The sequence below is a fragment of the Stenotrophomonas sp. 22LJNL06-5-1 genome, from assembly GCF_056861455.1.
This window is the reverse complement of the sequence record NZ_JBSPUE010000007.1, coordinates 315,436-321,546: the sequence shown is the minus strand read 5'-3', so window position 1 is coordinate 321,546 and position 6,111 is coordinate 315,436. Positions and strand designations below refer to the sequence as shown.

Below are 6,111 nucleotides of genomic sequence, written 5' to 3'. Positions count from 1 at the left end.
GCTGCGCCGATGGTAGTGTGGCTCAAGCCATGCGAGAGTAGGTCATCGCCAGGGTTTACACCCAAAACCCCGCTGCTCACGCAGCGGGGTTTTTCTTTGCGCGCAGTAAATGCGGGTAGTGCCGGCCGCTGGCCGGCAACCCGATGGCATTACATCGCCCGGTAGATCCACGCCATGCGTGGATACCCGCTGCGAGGAGCAGCGGTGCCAACCAAGGTTGGCCTCTACCAACAGCAGGCCCACACAGCGATCGATTGCCGGCCAGCGGCCGGCAACTTTGTGCGCGGTAAACACCGGGTAGTGCCGGCCGCTGGCCGGCAACCCGATGGCATTACATCGCCCGGTAGATCCACGCTATGCGTGGATACCCCCTGCGAGGAGCAGCGGCGTCAACCAAGGTTGGCCGCTACCAACAGCAGGCCCACACAGCAATCGGTTGCCGGCCAGCGGCCGGCACTACCAGGGGCAGGCCACGCATAAAAAGACGGCGCCCTGCGGGCGCCGTCTTGATCAGGATCGAATTGAAGGCCCGGATCAGGCGGCCCGCGAGACCTCGAGGGGTTCCTGCTGGCGGAATACCGAGACTGCTTCGGTCAATGTGCCCGCCTGCGACTGCAGCTCGCGTGCTGCCGCGGTTGCTTCTTCCACCAGCGCCGCATTCTGCTGCGTGGCCTGATCCATCTGCACCACGGTCTGGTTGATCTGCTCGATACCGATCGACTGCTCCTGCGACGCTGCGGAAATCTCGCGCATCAGGTGGCTGACATCCTCCACGCCGCCGACAATACCCTGCATGCGCTGGCCGGCGTCGGCCACCAGCTGGGCACCTTCGCCCACCTGCCGGCCCGCTTCGTCGATCAGCTTCTTGATCTCCTGTGCGGCCGCCGCCGAACGCTGTGCCAGCACGCGCACCTCGCTGGCCACCACGGCAAAGCCTCGGCCCTGCTCGCCGGCGCGTGCCGCCTCCACCGCTGCGTTCAACGCCAGGATATTGGTCTGGAAGGCAATGCCATCGATGACGCCGGTGATGTCGCCGATCCGCTTCGAGGCGCCTTCGATGGCCTGCATGGTATCGACCACCCGCTGCATGGCCGTATTGCCGTCACTGGCAGCGCTCTGCGTGGAGGCCGCCAATGCACTGGCCTCACGCGCATGGGCGGCGTTCTGGCGCACGGTGGCGGTCAGTTCCTCCATCGATGCTGCGGTCTCCTGCAGGTGCGCGGCCTGGCGCTCGCTGCGCTCGGACAATGCGCCGTTGCCGGCGGCAATCTCGCTGGCGGCGGTACTGATCGACGCCGCACATTCCTGGATCCGGCCGACCATGCGTGCCAACTGCCCGGCCGTGGCATTGGCATCGCGCTGGATGGCAGCGAAGGCGCCGTGATACTCGCCGTGCATGCGCCGATCCAGATCGCCGTTGGCCAGTGCCGAGAGCATCTGACGCACGTCGTTGACGGTGCTGCCGAGCGTATCGAGCAGCTGGTTGATGCCACCGGTCAGGCCATCGAGGAAGCTGGCGCCTTCAGTGGCCTGCAGGCGCTGGTCGAGATCACCGGCCGCTGCCGCTGCGACGATGCCGGCCACGGCGTTCTCCAGCGCGAGCTCGTGGGTGCGGTCATGCCACTCCACGGCGAAGCCCAGGCGCACGCCCTGCGCGTCGAACACCGGGGTGACCACCTGCGCGAAGTGCACCGGGCCGATCTGCACCTTGCCGTTGTGCGTGACCTGCAGACCGTTGAGGATCGCGCGGATGCGGTCCGGGTTGGCGTGGAAGCGATGGATGCTGCTGCCGACCAGGCGCTCGGCGTCGAAATCGGGGAAGGCCTGTCGCAACGTCGCCTGCTGGTTGCGCAGCAGTGCCACCACCGAGCGGTTCACGTAGCGGATCACATGGTCGTTGTCGGCGATCATCATTGCGGTGCGCGAGGCATCCAGCGCCTGGCGGATCTGCGCGTTCTCGGCATGCGACGCGGCTTCGCGTCCCCGCTGGGCCTGCACGTGGCGCGCAGTGTCGGCCAGGGCGTGGGCCAGTGAACCCGGCGCATAGGCGCCGGTATCGGCATGCGCGCCAAGATCGGCACCGGTGGCGATGTCGCGTGCAAGTGCGGCAAGCCGACGCGGGCCGTGGCCAAGGGCCTCGGTCTGCTGCCGAAGGCGCAGTGCGACCTGGCCGAGGAACAGGGTCAGGCCCGCGAACATGCCGGCCTGCAGCAGCGTCGACCACAGCGCGGCACCGCCCTGTAGCGGTGCCAGCAGGGCGAGCGTACCGACGCCACCGGCCAGCCACACCGGAAGGCGATCGCGGTGGCCCAGCAGTACGCCCAGCAGCAGGGCAATCGGCAATGCCGGTGACAGGCTGACGATCGCGCACAACACGGCCAGCTGCAGCGACAACAGCAGTGCCAGACCATTGCGGGCGATGGCCCGGCCTGCCTGGGGTCCACCCAACCACGCGGCTGGCAGCACGGCGACGGCCGCCAATGCGGCGGCCTGCACCTGCGGGCCACGCAGGGCCAGCACCAGGCCAGCCAGGGCCAGTACCGCGCTGCCGATCAGCAGGCGGCGGTCAGCGCGGTGCGCGAGCTGCTGCAGATGCGGCAGGCGGGCGGTATCGGGGGGACGGGAGGATGCAACGGACATCGGCGACTCCTGGATCAGCAAACGACAACGGCCACGCCGCGGCGCACGCAGGAGTGCGTGACCAGGGCGCGAGCCGGGAATTCGGGGAATGCGACGCGATCAGCGACGCGGAGACGGGACACCGTGGCCACATCCTGTGGGTGACGGTGCAGTGGAGCAGGCATGCGGACTTCCTTGCAGAACCAGACACACGCCGCAGGCCCGACCGGACCTGCGTGCTGCGGACGCAGGGGCCCGCAACTGATGTATCGGCCGCAGACGCGCAGAGTGAAGCGCGCCGGTGCCTTCGCTCAGCCCGCGTTGTCGTTGCTGAAGAAGCGCAGGATCACGCCTGCGATCTGTTCCGGATCTTCCATGTGCAGGTGATGGTTGCCGGGAAACACCGCCAGACGGCCATCGCGCAGATGCTGCAGGCGATCGCTGCGCATCGGTTCGGGATAGTACGACTGTGCCGGCGTGGCATAGATCACCTGCGTCGGGCAGGCGATGGCCTGCAGCAGGTTGTCGATCTGGCCTTCGCTGAGGCGGATCGCGGTGGGCAGCATCAGGCGCGGATCGCTGCACCAGCGGTAGCCGCCTTCGACCGGTTCCACGCCACGTTCGACCAGCAGGCGTGCGCAGCCTTCGCTGAGCTGGTTGGTCATCATCCGCGCGCGGATCGGCGCGGCGAGGTCGGGGAATACGCGCAGCTGCTTGCGTGCCAGGGCGCGCGTGGCATTCACATGCTCGCGCAGGCGGTTGGCGGTTTCTTCCTCGGGACCACGCAGGCCGCCGAGTGCTTCGATCGCCACCAGCCGTTCCACACGGTCGCTGACCGAGGCGGTGAGGCTGGCGATGCCGGCGCCCATCGAATGGCCGAGCAGGCTGAAACGGTCCCAGCCCAGTGCATCGGCGACGTCGAGTACGTGGCAGATCGCGGCGGCCGTGGTGTAGCTGGCACCGGCCGGCAGATGTGCACTGTGGCCATGGCCGGGCAAATCGATCGCCACCAATTGCAGCGATGACAGATGCGGCGCCAGCGGCACGAAGCTGGCCGCGTTGTCGAGCCAGCCGTGTAGGGCCAGCACGCGCGGGCCATCGCCGTGATTGCGCAGGCCGGCGACGCGCGCGCCACCGACCTCCAGTTCAAACGGTTGCAGACTCATGCCAGCGAGGCCACGGCCAGCCGCGCAAGCGCACGTGCGTGCTCCGGTTCGGCGTTGAGGCAGGGGATGTAGCGCATCGTCGCGCCGCGCTCGGCCAGCGTTTCGGTGAAGCCCATCGCTACTTCCTCCAGCGTCTCCAGGCAATCGGTGGCGAAGCCGGGGCAGACCACGTCGATCTGCTTCACACCGGATTCGGCCAGCGCCCACAGGCTGGGTTCGGCATAGGGCTGCAGCCAGCGCTCGCGGCCGAAACGCGACTGGTAACCCATCTGCCACTCGTCCCTGCCTAGCTCCAGCGCCTTGGCGATGGCCTGCGCACTGGCCTCGCAGCGCTGCGGATACGGATCGCCGGCATCGGCCAGGCGCTGCGGGATGCCATGGAAGGAGAACATCAGTTTCTGGCCGCGACCGTGCTGTTCCCAGTAGCGGCGGATCGAGCCGGCCACGGCGTCGACCCAGCCCGGATCGACCGAATAGTCGCGCACCAGGCTCACGGTCACGCCCGGATTGCGGCGCTGCCAGGCATCGACGCGGTCTTCGACCGAGGCGGTGGTGGTGGTGGAGTACTGCGGGTACAGCGGCAGCACCACGATGCGGCGCGCACCGTCGGCCGCCAGGCGGTCGAGCTCGCTGGCCAGCGCCGGTTCGCCATAGCGCATTGCATGGCGAACCTTCAGGGTCGGCAACAGCGCTTGCATGGCCTGCGCCAGCTGGCGCGTGTGCACCATCAGCGGAGAGCCTTCCGGCAGCCAGACCTGGGCGTACTTGGCTGCAGAACGGCTGCTGCGCAGCGGCAGGATCAGTCCACGCAGCAGCGGCTGCCAGAGCAATGCCGGGATCGAGACCACGCGGGGGTCGGACAGGAATTCAGCCAGGTAACGGCGTACGGCGGGGGCCGTCGGCGTCTCGGGCGTGCCTAGGTTGACCGCCAGCACGGCGGTATCGGGTGCGTCGAGCATGAGCGGTATTGTCGCCGATCCGGTGCCGCGCCGGGATGCAGGGTTCGGATTGCAGGCATAGCGCGCATCAATGTGAGCAGGGAACGCTCATTGGGGATTCATGACAACACTACTAATTTCAGTCACTTGCTATATCTTCCTATGGACTGACTTCTGGAGCCTGCCATGCGTCGCCCGATCCAAGCCCTGCTGATCGCCGCCAGCCTGCTGTCCAGCCAGGCCATGGCCGGACCGCAGGAAGACCAGCGTGCCCGCAATGCCGTGCGCGTGCTGGCTGAAATCCAGGAAATCCCTGAACAGGGTATTCCGGACAAATTGCTCGACGAAGGCCGCGCGGTCATCGTCATTCCCGACACGATCAAGGCCGGTCTGGTCATTGGCGGTCGTCGTGGCCATGGCCTGATGTCGGTACGCATGCCCAACGGCGCCTGGTCCAATCCGGTGTTCGTGAAGCTCACTGGCGGCAGCATCGGCTTCCAGGCCGGTGTGCAGTCTTCCGATGTGGTGCTGGTGTTCCGCAACGACCGCAGCCTGGACAACCTGGTCAACGGCAAGTTCACGCTGGGCGCCGATGCCGGTGTCGCCGCCGGCCCGGTCGGCCGCAATGCCGCTGCTGCCACCGACGGCCAGCTGAAGGCCGAGATCTGGTCCTGGTCCCGCGCCCGCGGCCTGTTTGCTGGCGTTGCCCTGGATGGTGCGGTGCTGCAGATCGATGATGCCGCCAATCTGGACGCCTACGGCAGCAACACCACGCCGCGCATGATCTTCGAAGGCCGCGCCGCCGGTTCGCCGTCGATGGATGTGGTCACGTTCCGCGACCGTCTGGAAGAGGCCACCTACGCCGCGCGCAACAACCGCAGTGGTAACGGCGGCAACGCGCCGCGTCCGGCAGCGGCCCCGGCGGTTGCTCCGGCGCCTGTTCAGGCAGCGCCTGCCGCCCCCGCCGAAGCCACCACCGCGCCGCTGCAGAACGTGCCGCAGACCCCGCCGCCGCAGCAGCAGGGCTTCCAGCCGGTCAACGACGGCGAAATCCGCACGGAAACGCTGGGCGGAAACTGACTTTCGTCACGCGCGCCGGCTAACACCCGGTGCGCTATGCTCGACAGCCTGATCACTAACGTAACGAGCGTCTTTATGGGCAGTTTCAGCATCTGGCATTGGTTGGTCGTGCTGGCCATCGTCCTGCTGGTGTTCGGCACCAAGCGCCTGACCAGCGGCGCCAAGGATCTCGGTTCGGCGGTCAAGGAATTCAAGAAGGGCATGCGCGACGAGGACAAGCCGAACGCGCAGCTGGGCGATGAGTCGCGCAGCCAGGACGCCTCGCGCACCGCGCAGGACGAGCACGACCGTAACGCTCGCTGATCCGG

At 67.5% G+C, this 6,111-nt stretch carries 5 protein-coding genes; 2 read left to right on the top strand and 3 right to left on the bottom strand.

Annotation, left to right across the window (positions count from 1 at the left end; all coding sequences use genetic code 11):
* Positions 1-534 precede the first annotated feature (534 nt).
* The 3 genes from AC13GF_RS16500 to hemH all read right to left on the bottom strand — a co-directional run bounded on the left by AC13GF_RS16500 (position 535) and on the right by hemH (position 4,744).
* Positions 535-2,640, bottom strand: coding sequence for a methyl-accepting chemotaxis protein (locus AC13GF_RS16500; protein WP_483005331.1), 2,106 nt, complete (start codon positions 2,638-2,640; stop codon positions 535-537).
* A 290-nt stretch (positions 2,641-2,930) separates the two neighbouring features.
* A complete protein-coding gene (locus tag AC13GF_RS16495) occupies positions 2,931-3,785 on the bottom strand; it encodes an alpha/beta fold hydrolase (RefSeq protein ID WP_483005330.1) in 855 nt (284 codons plus the stop codon).
* Positions 3,782-4,744, bottom strand: a complete 963-nt coding sequence (gene hemH, locus AC13GF_RS16490; RefSeq protein ID WP_483005329.1) for a ferrochelatase — start codon at positions 4,742-4,744, stop codon at positions 3,782-3,784. The genes AC13GF_RS16495 and hemH overlap by 4 nt, the downstream gene beginning before the upstream one ends.
* A 165-nt stretch (positions 4,745-4,909) precedes the next feature.
* Here hemH and AC13GF_RS16485 point away from each other — a divergent pair, with 165 nt between their 5' ends.
* Positions 4,910-5,803, top strand: a complete 894-nt coding sequence (locus AC13GF_RS16485; protein WP_483005328.1) for a lipid-binding SYLF domain-containing protein — start codon at positions 4,910-4,912, stop codon at positions 5,801-5,803.
* Positions 5,804-5,878: 75 nt separating this feature from the next.
* A complete protein-coding gene (gene tatA, locus AC13GF_RS16480) occupies positions 5,879-6,106 on the top strand; it encodes a Sec-independent protein translocase subunit TatA (RefSeq protein WP_005420453.1) in 228 nt (75 codons plus the stop codon).
* Positions 6,107-6,111: the final 5 nt, after the last annotated feature.